The sequence below is a fragment of the Sorangium sp. So ce1153 genome, assembly GCF_051521595.1.
Taxonomy (GTDB): Bacteria; Myxococcota_A; Polyangia; order Polyangiales; family Polyangiaceae; genus Sorangium.
This window is the reverse complement of sequence record NZ_CP150361.1, coordinates 1,562,376-1,577,722: the sequence shown is the minus strand read 5'-3', so window position 1 is coordinate 1,577,722 and position 15,347 is coordinate 1,562,376. Positions and strand designations below refer to the sequence as shown.

The 15,347-nt window shown below is 70.0% G+C and carries 8 protein-coding genes; 3 read left to right on the top strand and 5 right to left on the bottom strand.

Features of this window, described 5'->3' with window-relative positions; all coding sequences use genetic code 11:
• Window positions 1–141: 141 nt before the first annotated feature.
• Window positions 142–4,197, top strand: a complete 4,056-nt coding sequence (locus tag WME85_RS05650) for a chemotaxis protein CheB (protein WP_437835845.1) — start codon at window positions 142–144, stop codon at window positions 4,195–4,197.
• Between the two features lie 17 nt (window positions 4,198–4,214).
• Here the strand turns inward: WME85_RS05650 and WME85_RS05645 are convergent, their stop codons facing one another.
• Window positions 4,215–6,119, bottom strand: coding sequence for a response regulator (locus tag WME85_RS05645; RefSeq protein ID WP_437835843.1), 1,905 nt, complete (start codon window positions 6,117–6,119; stop codon window positions 4,215–4,217).
• A gap of 121 nt (window positions 6,120–6,240) precedes the next feature.
• Between WME85_RS05645 and WME85_RS05640 the strand changes: the two genes are divergently transcribed.
• Window positions 6,241–7,167, top strand: coding sequence for an RNA ligase family protein (locus WME85_RS05640; protein WP_437835841.1), 927 nt, complete (start codon window positions 6,241–6,243; stop codon window positions 7,165–7,167).
• Window positions 7,168–7,197: 30 nt separating this feature from the next.
• Window positions 7,198–7,764 (top strand): hypothetical protein, encoded by a 567-nt coding sequence (locus WME85_RS05635; RefSeq protein ID WP_437835840.1) that lies wholly within the window; start codon window positions 7,198–7,200, stop codon window positions 7,762–7,764.
• Between the two features lie 37 nt (window positions 7,765–7,801).
• On the opposite strand, the gene WME85_RS05630 is transcribed toward WME85_RS05635, so the two are convergent.
• The 4 genes from WME85_RS05630 to WME85_RS05615 all read right to left on the bottom strand — a co-directional run bounded on the left by WME85_RS05630 (window position 7,802) and on the right by WME85_RS05615 (window position 15,338).
• A complete protein-coding gene (locus WME85_RS05630; protein ID WP_437835838.1) occupies window positions 7,802–8,188 on the bottom strand; it encodes a nuclear transport factor 2 family protein in 387 nt (128 codons plus the stop codon).
• Between the two features lie 284 nt (window positions 8,189–8,472).
• Window positions 8,473–11,877, bottom strand: a complete 3,405-nt coding sequence (locus WME85_RS05625) for an alpha/beta fold hydrolase (protein WP_437835835.1) — start codon at window positions 11,875–11,877, stop codon at window positions 8,473–8,475.
• A 107-nt stretch (window positions 11,878–11,984) separates the two neighbouring features.
• Window positions 11,985–14,051, bottom strand: a complete 2,067-nt coding sequence (locus WME85_RS05620; RefSeq protein WP_437842249.1) for an alkaline phosphatase family protein — start codon at window positions 14,049–14,051, stop codon at window positions 11,985–11,987.
• A 378-nt stretch (window positions 14,052–14,429) separates the two neighbouring features.
• Window positions 14,430–15,338, bottom strand: a complete 909-nt coding sequence (locus WME85_RS05615) for a LysR family transcriptional regulator (protein WP_437835833.1) — start codon at window positions 15,336–15,338, stop codon at window positions 14,430–14,432.
• Between the last annotated feature and the right edge of the window lie 9 nt (window positions 15,339–15,347).

The window sequence follows — 15,347 nt, the reverse complement described above, 5'->3', positions numbered from 1 at the left end:
ACCACCACATGTGACGCGTGACGTAGCAATTTGTCACAGCCCTGGCGGCCACCCGCTGCCCGAGATCCGAGGATATCGGCCCCGCGAACGCGCTGACCAGCGGACACAGCCTGGGCACGCTTGCTGCCGTTGAGGTCGGGTATGTCGACCGAACGCGAGCTGCGCGACGCAGCCGACGCAAGAACCCGCGCGGCCCGGCCAGCCGTCGCGCCTTATGTGGTGGGGATCGGCGCCTCGGCGGGGGGGCTCGAGGCGCTCGAGCACTTCTTCGACAGCATCCCGAAGGAGAGCGGGATGGCCTTCGTCGTCGTCCAGCACCTGTCGCCGGACTTCAGGAGCCTGATGGACGAGATCCTCGGGCGCCGCACCGAGCTGCCCATTCACCTCGTCGAGAACGGCATGCTGGTCGAGCCCGACCACGTCTACCTGATCCCGCCGAAGAAGGAGATGATCATCTCCGGCGGCCGCCTGCTCCTCAGCGAGAGAGATCGCGACCAGGAGCTCACGCTGCCCATCGACGTGTTCTTCCGGTCCCTCGCGCAGGACTGCGGCCCGCGGGCGATCGCCGTGGTCCTCTCCGGGGGCGGGAGCGACGGCTCGCGCGGCATCCGCGCGGTCCACGAGGCGGGCGGCCTGGTCGTCGTGCAGGACGTCGACAGCGCGCAGTTCGATGGAATGCCGAAGACCGCGCGTGACGCCGGCGTCGCCGACTGCGTCCTCCCTCCCCAGGACATGCCGCGCGTCCTCCTCGAGCACGTGAGGGCCGAGGGTCGCCGGCCGGAGCGGGAGGCGGACGGCGTCGATCAGGCGATGACCGCGGTCTACAGGATGCTCGAGGAGCAGTTCGGCATCGACTTCACGCATTACAAACCGAGCACCGTCACCCGGCGCATCGAGCGGCGGATCCAGCTCGCGCACACCGACGATATCGATCAGTACGTCAAGCGCTTGAAGAGCGAGTCGAGAGAGCTCGACGTGCTCTACCGTGACCTCCTCATCGGCGTGACGCGCTTCTTCCGGAACGAGGAGGCGTTCGGCGTCCTCGAGCAGGAGGTGCTCCCCGAGCTCCTGCGAGAGGGGCCGCGCGACGCGCCGTTCCGCGTGTGGGTCGCCGGCTGCGCGACGGGCGAAGAGGTCTATTCGCTCGCCATCCTCCTCCACGAGCTCACGTCCCGGACCGGCCACCGACCGTTCAAGATCTTCGCGACCGACGTGCACCACGGGTCGCTCGAGCTCGCGACGCGCGGGCTCTACGAGGAAGAGGCGGTGGTGAACGTCTCGCCAGAGCGCCTCGAGCGGCACTTCATCCGGCGCGGGCGCAGCTACCAGGTCGTCCCCGACCTCCGGCAGGCGGTGGTCTTCGCGCACCACAACGTGATCAAGGACGCGCCGTTCACGCGCGTCGACTTCATCAGCTGCCGCAACATGCTCATCTACCTCCAGCCGGCGGCGCAGCAGAAGGTCCTGAGCCTCTTTCACTTCGCGCTCAACCGCGGGGGCGTGGTCCTCCTCGGGCCCAGCGAGACCCCGGGGCACCTCGCGCACGACTTCGAGGTCGTCAACAAGCAATGGCGGATCTACCGGAAGTACAGCCAGCGGCGGATGCAGGTCGATCCCCGCTTCCAGCCGGCGTCGCCCAAGGGCCAGAGCGCCCCCCGCTCCGGGATCACCGCGCCTGTCGCGCGCCACCCGGTGTCGCACCTGCTCGGCACCTACGACGCGCTGCTCGACGAGTTCATGCCTCCGAGCCTCCTCGTCAACGACGTCGGCGAGCTCGTCCACGCCTTCGGCGGGGCGAGCCGCTTCCTGAAGGTCAAGGATGGCAGGGTGGGGCTCAACGCGTTCGAGATGCTGGACTCCGATCTCAAGATGATGCTGACGGCGGGCCTGCAGCGCGCCCTCAAGGAGCCCTCGGCGATCGTGTTCAAGGGGGTGCGAGCGGAGGGCGGCGTGTACAAGGTCACGATCCGCCGGGTCGAGAGCCGGCGAGGCACGTTGCCCCACGTCCTGATCACCTTCGACGCGATCGAGGGGGCGCCGCAGCGGGCGGCGATGCCGGAGAAGGAGATCAACCTCGACGACGTCTCGCGCGAGCAGCTCAGCGCGCTCGAGGCGGAGCTCAGTTACACGAAGCAGAGCCTGCAGGCGACGACCGAGCAGCTCGAGGCGAGCAACGAGGAGCTGCAGGCGGCGAACGAGGAGCTCCTCGCCTCCAACGAGGAGCTGCAGAGCACGAACGAGGAGCTCCAGAGCGTCAACGAGGAGCTCTACTCGGTGAACGCGGAGTACCAGCGGAAGATCGCCGATCTCACCGAGCTCGGAAACGACATGGAGAACCTCCTCTCGAGCACGGATATCGGCACGATCTTCCTCGACAAGGAGCTCAAGATCAGGAAATTCACGCCGCAGATCGCGGAGAGCTTCAACCTGCTCTTGCAGGACGTCGGCAGGCCGATCGAGACGTTCACGTACGCGGTCGACCACCCGGAGCTCACCGAGGACCTCAGGCGCGTGCTCGCGACCGGGGAGCGCGTGGAGCGCGAGCTGCGCGATCGGCACAATCGCTCGTTCTTTCTCCGCATCCTCCCCTACCGCGCCAAGGGCACCGTCGCGGGGGTCGTGCTCACGCTGATCGACGTGAGCGGCCTCAAGGCGGCGGAGGACGCGCTCTTCCACGAGCGCTATCTCCTGAACAGCCTGCTCCGCAGCGTGCCTGACGCGATCTACTTCAAGGACGCCCGCGGCCGGTTCATCCGGACGAACCACGCCATGGCGGAGCGCCTCGGCCTCTCCGATCCGCGCGAGGCCGCGGGCAAGACCGGCTTCGAGCTCCCGGGGCACGAGGCGGCGCTCGCCGTTCACCAGCAGGACGAGGTGGTGCTGCGGACCGGCGAGGCGCAGCACTACAAGCTGGAGAAGCGCCTGCGGCAGGATGGAGCCGTGGAGTGGGACCTCGTCACGCGGCTCCCGCTCATGGACGCCGCGGGCCACATCGTGGGCATCATCGGGATCTTCCGGAGCGTCACCGAGCAGAAGCGGTCGGAGGAGCAGATCAAGGACGCCGTGCGGAGGCGCGACGAGTTCCTCGCCATGCTGTCGCACGAGCTCCGCAACCCGCTCGGCGCGATCGTCCATGCCACGGCGCTGCTCAGGGAAGACAGCGCCGCGTCGAACGGCGCCCCCGGGCTCGACGACAAGGTCCTCCAGATCCTCGAGCGTCAGTCCGCGCAGATGGCGCGCTTGCTCGACGATCTGCTGGAGGCGAGCCGCGTCACGCAGAACAAGATCGAGCTTCGAAAGCGCGTGCTCGACCTCGGCTCCGTGGTGAAGGACGCCACCGACGCGGTGAAGAACCTCATGGACAGCCGCGGCGTCCACTTCTCGACCGTGATCGATCCCGAGCCGATCTGGGTCGAGGGCGACCCGGCGCGGCTCCAGCAGGTCCAGGTGAACCTGCTCAACAACGCCGCGAAGTACACCCCGCGGGGCGGTCATGTCACCCTCGAGGCCCGGCGCGTGGACGGACACGCGGTGGTCCGTGTGAAGGACGACGGCCTCGGGATCCCGAAGGGGATGCTCGACACGGTGTTCGAGCTCTTCGTGCAATCGAGCCGCACGCTCGACCGCTCGGCGGGGGGGCTCGGCGTGGGGCTCACGCTCGTCCGGGGCCTCGTCGAGAAGCACGGCGGCACCGTGAGCGCGCGGAGCGACGGGGAGGGCAAAGGCAGCGAGTTCGAGGTGCGGTTGCCGGTCACCGAGCGGCCGCGCGAGAAGGAGGCGGCCCGCGGGTCGCTCCTCAGGAAGTTTCCCAAGGGATCGCGGGTCGTCGTCGTGGAGGACAACGCCGACGGCCGCGAGGCGCTCTGTGCGCTCCTGAAGCGCGCCGGGTTCGAGTGCCACTCGACGGACCACGGGATCGCGGGGATCGAGCTCATGGACGCGGTGCTCCCGCACATCGCCATCGTGGACATCGGGCTGCCGGGGATCGACGGCCTGGAGTTCGCGCGCCGCGTCCGCGAGAAGGGCCAGCACAAGGACGTCTATCTGATCGCGCTCACCGGCTACGGGCAGCAGCACGACCGCGAGAAGGCGTGCGAAGCCGGGTTCGACGAGCACCTCGTGAAGCCCGTCGACCTCGCCACGCTCAAGCGGCTGCTCGCCGACGGCGAGCCGACGGTCGGCGAGCGCTGCGCCTGACGCGCTCGCCTCCCCCGCTACACCGCTCCCGCCGCCTCCACGCCTCTCCCCGCCAGCACCCCCTCCACCCTCCGCACCAGCTCCTCCGGGTCGATCGGCTTCGGCAGCACCCGCCCCCCGTGCGCCGCCAGGAACCTCCGGCTCACCTCGCTGGTCCCGCCGCCCGTCATGAACAGCACCCGATCCGCCAGCGCCGGCAGCTCCGCCACCATCCACTCGTGGAGCTCTATCCCCGTGCCCTCCTGCATCACCACGTCGCAGAGCACCACGTCGAAGTCCGCGTCCAGCTGCAGCGTCCGCTGCGCCTGCGCCCCCGACCGCACGCACACGACCTCGTGCGACGTCCCCAGGATCCCCCGCAGCGCGCGCAAGATCAGCGGCTCGTCGTCCACGATCAAGATCCGCCCGCGCCGCGCCGCCCCCTCGCCGCGCTCCGGCGCCGGCAGCGCCGCCGGCTCCGCGCTCGCCCAGACCGGCAGCCGGATGCGCACGCACGTGCCCACGCCGACCTTGCTGCTGATCCCGATGCTCCCGCCGCACGACTCGACGATGCTGCGGCAGATCGCGAGGCCGAGCCCGGTCCCCTCCCCCGCGCGCTTCGTGGTGAAGAACGGCTCGAACAGCCGGTGCAGGTGCTCCTCCGCCACCCCGCAGCCCGAGTCCACGACCTCCGCGATGACCTCCTGATCCTGCTCGCGCGTGCGCACCTCGACGAGGTTGTCGGCCACGCGCCCCTCCCGGATCGACTGCGCCGCGTTGATGAGCAGGTTCACGAACACCTGCGTCAGGCGCCCCTCGGGCCCGCCCACGCGCGAGACCGGGGCGAGCTCGCGCACGACCAGCGCCCGGTGCTTCATCTGCGCGTGAACGATGTTGAGCGCGCTCTCGATCACCGCGTTGACGTCCGTCGGCCCGATCGCCTCGTTCGCCTCGGCGCGCGCGAACACCCCGAGATCCCGGACGATGTGCATCACCCGCGCCGCGCCGTGGCGGGCCTCCAGGAGCGGCTGAGCGAGCTGCTCCGTCGCCACCCCCGCGCCGGAGAGGCGCCGCACCTCGCGGGCGAGCAGCTCCAGATTCGCCACCACGTACGCGAGCGGATTGTTGATCTCGTGGGCCACGCCCGCCGCCAGCTGGCCGACCGCGGCGAGCCGCTCGCTGCGCTCGAGCCGGAGCCGCAGCTCCTCCGCCCGGCGGCGCCCGGTCACGTCGCGCAGGAGCGCCATCCGCGCCGGCCGCCCCTGCCAGTCCACGTCGACCCAGCGCACGTCGAGGACGACCGCGTGCCCGCCCGCCTCGTGGCTCGTCTCCCCCGCGCGCAGCGCCACCGGACAGGCCCGCCCCGCCACGGGCCGCCCGTCGCCCAGCAGCGCCTCCGCGGCCGGGTTCGCGAAGAGCACGGTCCCGGTGGCGTCCAGCACGACCACCCCGTCGGCGCTGCGGGCGATGAGCTGGTGCAGGTTGGCCTCGTTCTCCCTGGCCGCCGCCATCGCCCGCGCGAGCTGCGTCACGAGCTGCTGGCGGCTGACCGCGTAGCGGATCGCCCGCCACAGCGCGTCGGCGTCGAGGCTGCGCTTCACGAGGTAGTCCTGCACCGAGGCGCCGAGCGCGCGCTCGGCGAGGCGGACGTCGTCATGGCCCGTCAGCACCACGATCGGGACATGGGGGTCCACCTCCCGCACGCGCTCGACCACCTCGAGGCCCTCCCCGTCGGGCAAGCAGAGGTCGAGCAGGACGACGTCCCACCCCTCCTGCACGCGGGCGAGCCCCGCCGCGAGCGTCTCCGCGTGCGCGAGCTCGGCGCGCTGCCACGGCACGGCGTCGAGGTGGCTCTGCACGATCGAGGCCGCGATGGCGCTGTCCTCGATCAGCAGGAGGCGAAAGCACGGCGCGGGCGGAGCCCGGCTGGGTTCGACGGACATGGTTGACCCCCCTGAGGTACAAGGAACCCAAAGGCTTTCCCGGAAGTCAAGCGCCTCGCACGCTCGTTCTCACGGCCGCGCGCCGCCGCGATCGTGGCGCTCAGCGTTATCGTGGCCCGGCATGGAGTTCCTCCCCTTCCCCAAGATGCCGTGCCTCGGCGCGAGCGACGCCCCGACGTGGGTCGCGCTCGAGAAGATCCACGGCGCGCAGCTCGTGATCGGCGTCGACGCGGGCGGCGTGCGCTTCGGCAAGCGCAAGGAGTGGCTCCGAGACGAGGACCCCTTCTTCGGCTGGCAGCTGCTCCGCGCGTCGCTCCGGGACGCCGCCCGCGCGGCGCTCGCGGCGGTCGGCGCGGAGCGGCTCGTGCTCTACGGCGAGCTCTTCGGCGGCGGCTATCCCCACCCGGACGTGCCCGCGGGCGGGATGACCCCCGTGCAGACCGGCGTCTGGTACGCGCCCGACCTGCGGTGGGCGCCCTTCGAGCTCCGCGCGATCGGCGGCGGCGAGGACGCCTTCCTTTCCTGGAGCGAGGCGGCCGCCGTCGCCGCCGCCGCGGGGCTCATGACGCCCCCGCTCCTCGCCCGCGGGCGCAAGGCGGAGATCGCCGCGCTGTCCGAGCGCTTCCCGTCGCGCGTCGCGTCCGCCCTGGGGCTGCCGCCGCTCGGCCCGGAGAACCTCGCGGAGGGGCTCGTCGCCAAGCCGGATGTCCGCATGCCCGCCGCCGCCTACATGGCCTTGAAGCGGAAGATCGCCGAGATGCGCGAGGACCGCTTCGACGAGAGCGCGCCCTGGGACCCGGAGCGCCCGGTCGACCTCCCCGCGCTGATCGGCTGGGGCGAGCGGCTCGCGAACGGCCCGCGCGTGGCCTCCGCCGCCTCGAAGGTCGGGCGCCACGACCGGGCGGCCTTGATCGAAGAGGCGGCCCTCGACGTGCTCGTGGACCTCGAAGCGGCCTTCCCTGGCGCGATGCGCGCCCTCTCGCCCGAGGAAGGCGAGGCGCTCGAGCGCGCCATCAGGGAGGCCGTCGCGCGCCAGCCGCTCGAGTGACGCGCCGCCAGGGACGACCTCGCGCTCGCGGTGCCGGAGACCTACCGGCCAAACACCCTGGCGACCGCCGGGATGCTCTCGCAAGGGAGCCTCTGGCTCGGGTTCGCGCTCCTCGACAGCGAATCGATCCCGAGAATGACGTTCGTCTCGCTCTCGGCGGGAAGCTACGCGGCCGGCTTGCTCTCCGGCCTCAACCTGGCGCTCTCCGAGTACACCCCGGTCTCGCGGCTTCGCGCCGACCACGCGCTGGTGGCGACGCCCGGGTGGCGCGCTCGCCTGTCAGGCGCGCAGCTCGCGGGCATCGAGCGGGATCTCCTGGGCACCGAGCCTGCGATCCCGAGGTGGGCCATCTTCCTCCCGGTCGCGCTCGGCGGGGTCGCCGCCGCCGCGCCCGCGCTGGATCCCGAGCTGCCGGCGGAGAAGCGGATGACGAGCGCTCTATTCGGTCTGCTCAACTCCACGTGGTCGCTCGCCGCCATGTTCGAGCCGGAGCACCCGGTGCAGGCCTACCAGCGCGACCTGCGCCGGGCGGGCCTGCGCCTCGAGCCCTCGGGCCCCGACGGCACCGCGGGCCTCACGGTCTCGGGCAAGTTCTGACGGGTGGTCGCCGCGCGGCGGCGTGCGGCGCGCCTGCTCAGGAGAAGACGGCGAGCAGCTTCGTCACGTCATAGAACTCCCTCACGTGGCGGAGCTTCTGCTGCTCGTCGAACATGAAGATCCCGATGCCCTCGAGGGTGATGCGCTCCCCTTGCCTGGTCAGGATGTCGCCCGACCAGCGCACCGCGCTCTCGCTGCCGCACGTGATGATCTCGCGGAGGGTGATCTCGAAGCGCTCGATCTTCGACTTGCCTGCATCCACGAACCGGCGGATCGCCTCGCGCCCGTGGAGCGGCGGCGTCCCCACCGGATCCTCGAGGATGCCGTCCGGGGAGAAGAGCTCCACGAAGGCGCCGGCATCCGGCTCGTTCGCCACCACGTTGAAATAGGCCTCGATGCTCTGCCTCGCGTCCGCTTCCTTCACGGCACTACCCTCCTCTTGCACGGCTCATTCGTTCCCGCGGGTCTCCTCGGCGGGCCGGCCAACCCCGAGCGGACGGATCGGATGATAGAGGAGCTTCTCTCCACGGGTCATCGCTGGCTCCGTCACTTCCGGGCGGCGAGCGCGCGCGCCGTGGCACCGTACCACGGCGCGCGCCGCCCCGGGTCGCCTCGCCCTCTCAGCGCTGCGACCTCCTCCCGGTCACGTTGTGTCCAGCGACCCCCGCCGCACGGCCGACCGCCGGCGATCTCGCGACGTCGGCGCGCTCAGGTCCCGTCGAGGTGCTTGACCACCGACGGGTAAACGTCGGTCGACGCGTTCTTGCCGAAGATGCAGTCGATGTGGCCGTACCCGGGGATGACGTCGCGCGAGTAAAGGGCCGCGCCGTTCCGCGCCGCGAGCGCCTCGAGCGTCTTCTCGGTGCTCGCCGGCAGGAAGCACTGGTTCTCCGCGCCGTGGATGAAGTGGATCGGGATCGCCATCCGGTCGAGGTGCGGCAGGTAGACGTCCTTCCCTTCCGCGTCGACCACGTGGCCCTTGCGGGTCATCAGCGCGAGCCCCTCGAACGCGCGCATCGTGGCCTCGCCGAAGAGCTCGTAGAGCCGATCGTGCGTGGCGTAGTTCAGCTGCGCGTGCTCGTAGAGCGGGGCGTACATGAACGAGATCCGGTGGCACACGGCGCTGTCGCAGTGCTCATCGGGCCCGACGGGGTAGAGCGCGAGCGCGCGATCGTAGAGGTGCGAGAAGAACCCCTCGTGCGACGAGGCGTTCGTCGTGAGCGACTTGACGCCGAGCGCGTCGAGCAGGTCGGGCGTATGCAGGCCTGCCTTCAGGTGCACCATGGCGGGCGTGACCAGGTGCGCGGAGATCTGCGAGAGCACCGCGGAGCGGACGCCTTCGAGCCCGGCGAGCATCGCCATCGTGAAGGTCGTCGCTCCGAAGCAGTGGGCGACGACCTGGATGCTCGCCGCGCCCGTGACCTCGCGCACCTTCGCCACGGCAGCGGGGTAGTCGTGGAGCGCGATCTGATCGGCCGTGTATTGCGTCTTCGACGCGGGGAGCAGCACGCTCGACCGGAAGTCGAGCAGCCAGACGTCGTAGCCGTGGGCCACGAGGTGCTCGAGCAGGTTCGTCTCGATGGTGTCGGTCGCGAAGATCCGGCTCGAGACGCCGAGCCCGTGCGCGAGCATCACCGGCCCCTTCGACGCGCCGTCGGCCTTGTAGCGCGTCAGGAGGAGATCGACGCCGTCGCTGGTCTTGAACGGGAAGAGGCGCGGGGCGGGCGCGCGCAGCGGCCTGCGCTTCCGGGGCGCGGGGTTCGAGTCGGCGTACTGGAGCGGCGCCGCCACGCCGCCGTAGTAATCGTAGACCACGCCCGCGAAGAAGCGCCCGAACTTCACCGTCGTGGCGAGGCGCTCCTCGGCGTTCTTCGCGTTCGTGACGTCGATCGTCCCGAGCTGGCGGATGAAATCCTCCGGCTCGATCACGAGGATCCCCTTGCCGATCACCGGCCCCTTGTCGTCGTCGCCCTCATGGATGGTGATATAGAGCGTGGTGGTGTCGTGCCATACGTCCCAGATCGGACGATCGGTGACCACCTTGAAGCCGTAGAAGTAGAAGGAGCGCCCCTCCTCCGAGGCGAGCCGCATCGAGTACTTCATGTTCCGCGTGTCGGCGGCGTTCGGGTCCTGCACGAAGAGGTTGAACGTCCCGTGCGTCACCGTGAGCGGGCGCCCCGAGAGCGCGGGCGCGTTCACGGTGCCGAGCAGGGGCGCGGCGTGCTCCGGGCTCGAGATCATCGCGTCGACGTCCTCGGACACGATCGTGAGGATGAACTTGAAGCTCGAGTCCTCTTGCTTGCCCAGGGCGGCGGCGGTCTCGTAATCGCTGTCGACAGCCTTCGAGAAGTACCCCTTCATCGTCTCGGTGAAGCGGATCCCGGGCTTGCGCGTCGCGGGCTCGGGGACGATCGGGCCCTTGTCCGAGTAATCGATGTGGAGCCCGCGGTCGCGGGTGAGGTGGATCGCGCAGCGCTCGGCGAGCGCCGAGATCGTGAGCAGCGGATTGACGCCGAGCGAGACGGGGATGATCGAGCCGTCGCAGACGTAGAGCCCCTCGTGGACCGCGGCGCCGGTGCTCGACGCGAACACCGTGCCCCTGTCGTTGACGACGCCTGCCTCGGCCGAGTCGGCCATCATGCAGCCGCCGAGCGGGTGCACGGTGATGAGCTTGTCGCCGATCTTCGGGGACCAGATCGGGTCCTTGACCGAGATCCCCTCGTGCGGCGCCGTCGTCTCGAAGAGGCGCGCGTTCATCTTCTCGAAGATCGGCTCGGTGCCCACCTCGGGCCAGTCGATCCGCAGCTGGTCGCTCTCCAGCTTCATCGTGCCGCTGTTCGCCTCGTGCCCCATCACGAGGTACGTCTGCGTGTGCACCGTGGCGCCGTGGTAAGGCCCCAGGAGGAGCGACTCGGCCTCTCGCAGCCCCTGGGCCAGGGCGTCCTGAGGGGCGGTGTTCGAGCCGCCGATCGCGGAGGCCGCCTTGAACATGAGCGGCAAGATCGGCGCGAGCGCGCCCGGGATCGACCCCTCCTCGATGATGATGTCGTCCCTCATGTCCGCCTGGTTGCGCATGTCGATCACGCCGGTGATGCACGGCCCGACGGGCGCCATCGTCCCGGCCGCGCGGTGCCCGAAGCCGAGGCCGTCGAGCGTCGGCTTGCAGTTGTAGCCGAACCCGAGCATGTCGCCGTTGCCGCTGAACCCCTCGCCGATCATGTCGGACATCGGCAAACCGAGCTCCCTCGACCGGAGCAGGATCTCGGTCGAGCCCAGCGCCCCGGCGGAGAGGATGACGATCTTGGCGGTGACGACCAGCGTCGGCGCGTCGAACGCCTCGCGGCCGACGTCGAGCACCTGATAGTGAACGTTCCACTTCCCGTCGCTCCGGCGCTCGACGTGGCGCACGCTCGTCTCGACGAAGATGGCGGCGCCGTGGCGCCTGGCGTCGGGCAGGTAGTTCATCAAGACGGTGTTCTTCGCCTCGAAATTACAGCCCGAGACGCAGTCGCCGCAGTTGTTGCAGGCCTTCTGCGCGACGCCGGCGGCGTTGATGCCGTCCTCGAAGGTCACGTTGATGTTGAGGCGCCGGAACGGCTGCCCCATCACCTCCGCCGAGCGCTCGAGCGCCGTCAGCTTGGGCAGCGCGGGGTAGCTCTGGGGATAGGGCTTCGGCGAGAGCATCCGCTCGGCGAGCATGTACCCTGTGTTGAGGTGCTCCATGCCCTCGCCGCGGAGCCGGGCCGGCCAGCGCGGGTCGTCGAAGACGCGCGCCTCGGCCCGGATCGAGACGTTGGCGTTGATGAGGGAGGTGCCGCCGAGGCCGCAGCCGACGAGCACGCCGATGTCCTTGTTGATGTGCAGATCGAACAGGCCTGTGCGCGAGCCTTCATGACCCAGGACCGGGAGGTTCATCTGCACCTCCTCGGCGGCCTCGAGCGCGGTGTTCGGATACTCGCCCGGCTGCCGCTCCCGCCCGCGCTCGAGCACGCAGACCTTCAGGCCGGCGCGCGCGAGGCGGGACGCCATGATCGCGCCGCCGTAGCCAGAGCCCACGACGACCGCGTCGTACTCCGCGTCAATCTCCTCGATGTCCGACGATAGACGATTCATCCTCTGCTCCCTCCATCCTTGATACTCGTCGAGCTCGGCCGCGCGCATGGACGCCCGGCCTTCGCGCTGCATCCCGGTCGCTCGTGGTCATGCTCCCCGGCTCGGCGTCACCGGCTCGGCGCCGCGGCCGGGGAGGCGATCGGCTCGAGGATCCAGAAGTACGCGTCCCTCCGGGTCGTCACGCCGTTCTCGGTCGGGGTCAGGTACGCCCCGGAGTGCTTGTTCCTGAAGGCCACCGCGTCCCCGAACCGGACGGGTCGGCCCTTGACGGCGCTCTCGATGGTCCACGTCTGCTTCGTGTACCTGGTCCTGTCCAGGACCGGGTCATAGTCGTTGAAGTAGTAGCAATTCCGCGCGTCGCTCCATGCGCCCAGCATGTTGAAGGCCCCGATGCCCGCCTCGGTCGAGGCGAGGGCGACCTCGTCGCCGTCGCGGACCTCTCCCGATCTGGCGTCCCGCGCGCTCTTCTCCAGGAAGAGCTCGACGGCCTCGCCGCCGAGGGTCGGAAAGTACTCCGCCACCTCCGGGTCCGACGCCGAGAGCAGGCCCAGGATCGTCCGCTCCTTGACGGCGCTCGAGAGGCGCTCGCCGCGGTCGCTCCTCAGGTAGAACCGCTCGAAATATCGGAATGGCTCCCCCGTCGCGCGCGCCACCTGGAGGAACCGGACGTCGCGTTCATCGCGGCGAGGCTCCTCCAGGGTCAACACCCCTTCGAACGTTGGCGCGCCCATCGCGCGCTCCATGAACATGGGCAAGCGCCGCTCTTCCCCGTACCACTTCAGGATCGTGGCGATGAGCGAGGTATGATCGAAGGGCTGCTCGCGCGTCGAGCGGAACACGGTGCCCTTCTGGATGCGCGGCGAGACGAGGATCGCGGGCACGCGGACGCCGTGACGATCGAAGTTGAAGCCGTGCTGGGTCTCGAACCCAGGGCGGCCGCTCCCCCAGGGGGGCACGGCGGCGGGCGGCGGCACGTGGTCGAAGGAGCCGACGCCCTCGTCGAACGTCACGATGAGCAGCGTCTTCTCCCAGGCCGCTCGGTTCGCGATGAGGCTCATGTAGACGCTCTGGAGGAACGCCTCCCCCGCGCTCAGGTTCCCCGGAGGGTGATAGTCGTTCCCCAGCGCCGTGGCGAGGCTCTGGAGCCTGCTCACATCGGTGGACTCCTGCGACACGGTCCACGACGGCTCCAGGAGGCTGAACCGCGGGAGCGTCCCTGCCCGCGCCTGCTCGTGGAACTCGTCCATGCGGGCGAAGCGGCGCTCGACCTCCGGGATGGCATGGAGGCCGCGGAACAGGCGGTACGTGTAGCAGGACGAGAGCTCGCCGGACGAGAGCTCGATCAGGTATCTCTGGTGATCGGCGTCGAGGTGCTCCGCCAGGTTGACGGCGAGCTCGACCAGATGACCCACCCAGGTCTTTCCGCCGGTGAGGGCGAACGATATCTTCTCGGGCAGGGTGCTCGCCTGCCAGTAGATCTTCCAGTCGTCGTGGCCGGCGTCGTGGAGGGCGTTCCAGAGGGTCTTCGTGTCGAACTGATCGTCGCCGAGGCCGAAGCCTACCTTCTCCTCGATCAGCTTGGCCCTCGGGTCCTTCTCGAGCCAGCCATTGTCGGTCAGCCCGAGCGACGTGCCGCAGAAGGCGAAGGCCCGGTTGGGGTTCGTCTGGGAGGGCACCGACGAGAACCACATGTCGCAGACGGCGTAATGCTCCGCGAGCCCATTGAGGACCGGGAGCTGCTCCGGGGTGTAGCTCTCCAGGACCTCCCCCGCGAGCGCGCGGAGCGCGTCCGGGTTGTCCTTGGCGATGCCCGATCTCCTGATGGCCCCCACGTAATCCTGGAGAAAACCCTTCATGGTGGGGAGTTCGCCGGGCTCGACGTCCTCTTTTCCGAAGAGCTGCACGTTGACGCTCTTGAACTCCTCGTTCGGCGCGACGCAGGGCACGTTCAGCGCCGAGGCGCCCTTCACCGGGGCGCCGTCGAGGCCCTCCGCCGAGCTGGTGAACGCCTTCAGATCGACGCCGTCGAGGCCCTCGAAGCGGCGCTCGCCGGGGGCGGGCTCCGGGATGTTCAGCGCCGGCCCCTGGCCCTTCTCTGCGTAGAGCCACCCGAGGACGCTGTCGAAAGAGCGGTTCTCGAGGATGACGAGCACGACGTGCTCGATGGATTCCATTGTCACGCTTTGTCCCCCCTACAAGGCTCCGGCGGCTGCGACCGCTTCATGGATCGCCTCGTGAGCCCACATGGCACGATGCAGCACGAGCTCGCCAGCGCGCGCTCGTCGGACGCGCTCCTCGAGCTCGCCCGCTTCAGATCAGCTCTGCGTCCCCCGCGTCACGACTGCATCCGCGGAGCGGAGCACGAGGCTAGAACGAACCTTCGCTGTTTACAAGACGTAAGGTAAGCGCTGTAGCGACGCGCGACCGAGGTGACCTCGCCACACATTTGCACGACGAGAGAGCCGCACGGCGAGGACGTACTTCGGTGAGGGCGCGAGCGACGCGATGTGCCTCGACGTCCTTTACGTGACGAGGCTCTGGCGCTCCTGGGCCTACGTCTCTCCGCGACAGATGGCCTGAAGGATCTCGCGCGTTTGCCCGCGCAGCCACGCGTGCGCCCTGTCGCTCTCGTGGCGCTGGTGCCACAGCTGAACGACCCGGAGCTCCGGCAGATCGAGCGGCAGCGGAAGGGCGCAGAGGCCCAGCGTGCGCAGGGCCGGACCGCAGACGCGCGCCGGCAGCACGACGACGAGATCGCTCTCGTGGACGAAGTGAATGGCGGCCGCGCTCGTGGGGGCCGCCGCGACGACGCGCCGCCGCAGCCCCAGGGCCTCCAGCGCGTCGTCGATCGGATCGCGCAGGCGACCGCGGCGTGACACGATGACGTGCAGCGCCTGGGCGTAGCGCCTGGCGGTGAGCCGGCCGCGCGCGAGGGGGTGGTCCCGGCGAAGGGCGACGACGAGGCGGTCCTGGCCGATCAGCTCCCCACGGATCTCCGGGAGCGGTGGCTCCGCCGAGCCGATCTCGAGATCCACGCGCCCGTGGCGCAGGTCATCGGTGTCTCCGGTCGGCTCGCCGACGAGCCGGAGCTGCGCCCGCGGGGCCTGCTCCTGCAACGCGAGCAGCAGCCGCATGCCGAGCGCCGTCGTGAGCGCGTCGTGGCAGCGGACGGTGAAGATCCGATCGAGCTTCGCCAGGTCGAGCTCCCCCTCGGGCGCGAACACCGCGTGCGCCCGCTGGACAATGGCCTGGACCTCCTGGCGCAAGGCCAGCGCCCGCGGCGTCAGCGTCATGGTCCGGCCGGTGCGCACCAGGATCGGGTCGCCCGTGGCGTCCCGGATGCGCCCCAGGGTTCGGCTCATCGCCGGCTGGGACAGGTGCAAGCGGGCCGCGGCAGCGCTGACGCTCTTCTCCTCGAGCAGCGCGTCCAGGGCCGTGAGCAGGTTCAGATCCACATGCATGCGGGTAAT

What these genes read in the sequence shown, in the direction of transcription:
- WME85_RS05615 (WP_437835833.1), bottom strand. Translation starts at nt 15,338, where the DNA reads ATGCATGTGGATCTGAACCTGCTCACGGCCCTGGACGCGCTGCTCGAG.
- WME85_RS05620 (WP_437842249.1), bottom strand. Translation starts at nt 14,051, where the DNA reads ATGGAATCCATCGAGCACGTCGTGCTCGTCATCCTCGAGAACCGCTCT.
- WME85_RS05650 (WP_437835845.1), top strand. Translation starts at nt 142, where the DNA reads ATGTCGACCGAACGCGAGCTGCGCGACGCAGCCGACGCAAGAACCCGC.
- WME85_RS05625 (WP_437835835.1), bottom strand. Translation starts at nt 11,877, where the DNA reads ATGAATCGTCTATCGTCGGACATCGAGGAGATTGACGCGGAGTACGAC.
- WME85_RS05645 (WP_437835843.1), bottom strand. Translation starts at nt 6,119, where the DNA reads ATGTCCGTCGAACCCAGCCGGGCTCCGCCCGCGCCGTGCTTTCGCCTC.
- WME85_RS05640 (WP_437835841.1), top strand. Translation starts at nt 6,241, where the DNA reads ATGGAGTTCCTCCCCTTCCCCAAGATGCCGTGCCTCGGCGCGAGCGAC.